The organism is Micromonospora sp. AMSO12t, from assembly GCF_008806585.1.
In the GTDB taxonomy this organism is placed as follows: Bacteria; Actinomycetota; Actinomycetes; order Mycobacteriales; family Micromonosporaceae; genus Micromonospora; species Micromonospora reichwaldensis.
This window is the reverse complement of record NZ_WAAS01000446.1, coordinates 1-2,799: the sequence shown is the minus strand read 5'-3', so window position 1 is coordinate 2,799 and position 2,799 is coordinate 1. Positions and strand designations below refer to the sequence as shown.

Annotated in this window: 3 protein-coding genes; 1 reads left to right on the top strand and 2 read right to left on the bottom strand. The window is 73.2% G+C overall.

Annotation, left to right across the window (positions count from 1 at the left end):
* Positions 1–2: 2 nt before the first annotated feature.
* Together F6X68_RS32020 and xseA are read right to left on the bottom strand one after the other, a co-directional pair.
* On the bottom strand, positions 3–215 hold the full coding sequence (locus F6X68_RS32020) for an exodeoxyribonuclease VII small subunit (protein ID WP_151457736.1): 213 nt from the start codon (positions 213–215) through the stop codon (positions 3–5).
* Positions 216–300: 85 nt separating this feature from the next.
* Positions 301–1,467, bottom strand: a complete 1,167-nt coding sequence (gene xseA, locus F6X68_RS32015; RefSeq protein WP_311414055.1) for an exodeoxyribonuclease VII large subunit — start codon at positions 1,465–1,467, stop codon at positions 301–303.
* A gap of 186 nt (positions 1,468–1,653) precedes the next feature.
* On the opposite strand from xseA, the gene F6X68_RS32010 reads away from it, so the two are divergent.
* Complete coding sequence (locus F6X68_RS32010; RefSeq protein WP_132233380.1) at positions 1,654–2,643, top strand: 4-hydroxy-3-methylbut-2-enyl diphosphate reductase; 990 nt, start codon at positions 1,654–1,656, stop codon at positions 2,641–2,643.
* The last annotated feature ends 156 nt before the right edge of the window (positions 2,644–2,799 follow it).

Below are 2,799 nucleotides of genomic sequence, written 5' to 3'. Positions count from 1 at the left end.
GGTCAGGAGGCGGGGTCCTGGCGGGCGGCGTCGATGCGGGCGCGGGCGCCGTCCAGCCAGCGCTGGCAGGTCTCGGCGAGCTTCTCGCCGCGCTCCCAGAGCGCCAGTGACTCCTCCAGCGTGGTGCCGCCGGTCTCCAGCCGCTCGACCACCGACGCCAGCTCGGCGCGGGCCTGCTCGTAGCTGAGCTGTTCGGCCTTCTTCTCGTCAGTCATCGCTGCCATCCCACCACATCGTGATCCCGTCGCCGTTCAGCGTCGACCGTCGCGGCCGGCCCGCCATCGTGTGTTCCGCTTCCGTTCAGCCGTCGACCGTCGCCGCCAGCTCGCCCTCGGCGAGGCGTACCCGGAGCGGGTCGCCCTTGCCCACCTCGGACGCGGCGCGCAGGACCTGGCCGTCGGCACGCTGGACGATCGCGTAGCCCCGGTCGAGGGTGGCGGCGGGGGAGAGGGCGCGCAGCCGGGCCAGGGTGTGCCGCAGGTCGTCGTCGGCGGCGGCGAGCCGGTGGTCCAGGCAGCGCCCCGCCCGCTGGCGCAGCCCGGTCAGGTCGGCGAGCCGCTGGTCGACCATCACCTGCGGGCGGGCCAGCACCGGTCGGGAGCGCAGGCCGTCGAGCCGGTGCGACTCGCGGTCCACCAGGTTGCGCACCGCGCGTTCGAGGCGGTGCCGGGCCTGCCGGATGACGCGCACCTCCTCGGTGAGGTCCGGAACCACGCGCTTGGCGGCGTCGGTCGGCGTCGAGGCCCGTACGTCGGCGACGTAGTCGACCAACGGCGCGTCGGTCTCGTGGCCGATCGCACTGACCACCGGCGTGCGGCAGGCGAAGACGGCCCGGCAGAGCGCCTCGTCGGAGAAGGGCAGCAGGTCCTCGATGCCGCCCCCGCCCCGGGCGATGACGATCACGTCGACGGTCGGGTCGGCGTCCAGCACCTTGAGCGCGTCGACGATCTGCGGGACGGCACTCGGCCCCTGCACGGCCACGTTGACCGTGCGGAACTCCACCGCCGGCCAGCGCCGGCGGGCGTTGGTCAGCACGTCCCGCTCGGCGGCCGAGGCGCGACCCGTGATCAACCCCACCCGGTTGGGCAGGAACGGCGGCCGGCGCTTGCGCGCCCGGTCGAACAGCCCCTCGGCCGCGAGCAGCTTCTTCAGCTTCTCCAGCCGGGCCAGCAGCTCGCCGAGGCCGACCTGCCGGATCTCGTCGGCGCGCAGGCTCAGCGTGCCCCGGGCCGCGTAGAACTCCGGCTTGGCGTGCAGCACCACCCGGGCGCCCTCGCGCAGCTCAGGGGCGCCGACGTCCAGGACGTCCCGGTTGGTGGTGACCGTCAGGCTCAGGTCGGCTGACGGGTCCCGCAGCGTGAGGAAGACGGTGCTGGCGCCCGGTCGGCGGCTGATCTGCGCCACCTGCCCGTCCACCCACACCCAGCCCAGCCGGGCGATCCAGGCGCCGACCTTCTGGCTGACCACCCGGACCGGCCACGGCTCCTCGGACGTGCTCCGCCCCACCTCGCCTGTGCTCACCCGCCCACCCTACGGCCCGTCCCGGACAGTTCCGTGCGGCTCGGCCGGGGGTGGGCGGCGTGCGGCCGGCATCGCGCCGTGGTGGCGGTCGCGGCCCGTGTCGCCCTCCGGGACGGCACGTACGATGGGCGGGTGACTCAGGCTGAAGTGACGTCCCGGACCGGCAAGCGCGTGATCCTGGCCAAGCCCCGCGGCTACTGTGCGGGCGTGGACCGCGCGGTGCAGACCGTGGAGGAGGCACTCAAGCTCTACGGCGCCCCGATCTACGTACGCAAGCAGATCGTGCACAACAAGCACGTCGTGCAGACGCTGGAGGCCCAGGGCGCGATCTTCGTGGAGGAGAACGAGGAGGTGCCGGAGGGCGCCACCGTCATCTTCTCCGCGCACGGGGTGGCCCCGGAGGTCTACGAGCAGGCCCGGACCCGCTCGCTGCGGGCGATCGACGCGACCTGCCCGCTGGTCACCAAGGTGCACCAGGAGGCGAAGCGGTTCGCCGCCGAGGACTACGACATCCTGCTCATCGGCCACGAGGGGCACGAGGAGGTCATCGGCACCTCCGGCGAGGCCCCCGAGCACATCCAGCTCGTGGACGGTCCCGAGGACGCCGACCGGATCACCGTCCGCGACCCGAACAAGGTCGTCTGGCTCTCCCAGACCACCCTCTCGGTCGACGAGACGCTGGAGACGGTGGCCCGGCTCAAGAAGCGGCTGCCCATGCTCCAGTCGCCGCCCAGCGACGACATCTGCTACGCCACCTCCAACCGGCAGCACGTGGTCAAGGAGATCGCGCCCGAGTGCGACGTGATGATCGTCGTCGGCTCGGCCAACTCCTCCAACTCCGTACGCCTCGTCGAGGTCGCCCTGGACGCCGGGGCGCGCGCCGGTCACCTCGTCGACTTCGCGCACGAGATCGACGACGCGTGGCTGGAGGGAGCGCGCACGGTCGGCCTGACCTCGGGCGCCAGCGTTCCCGACCAGCTCGTCCAGGAGGTCCTCGCCCACCTCGCCGCGCGTGGCTTCACCGACGTCGACGAGGTGGTGACCGCCAACGAGCGGTTGACCTTCTCGCTGCCGCAGGAGCTCAAGCGGGACATGAAGGCCGCCGCCGCGGCCCGTGGCTGACCGGCGGGAACGGTGGGCGGTCCCGCTGCGTCAGACCAGGGTATGAGGACTCTTCGGCTCGCCGTCTCCGCGTTGGCCGTCTGCGTGGCGCTGAGCGCCTGCGGCGGGCAGGACGGTACCGGCGACACCCCCACCCCGACCCCGACGGGAGCGCAG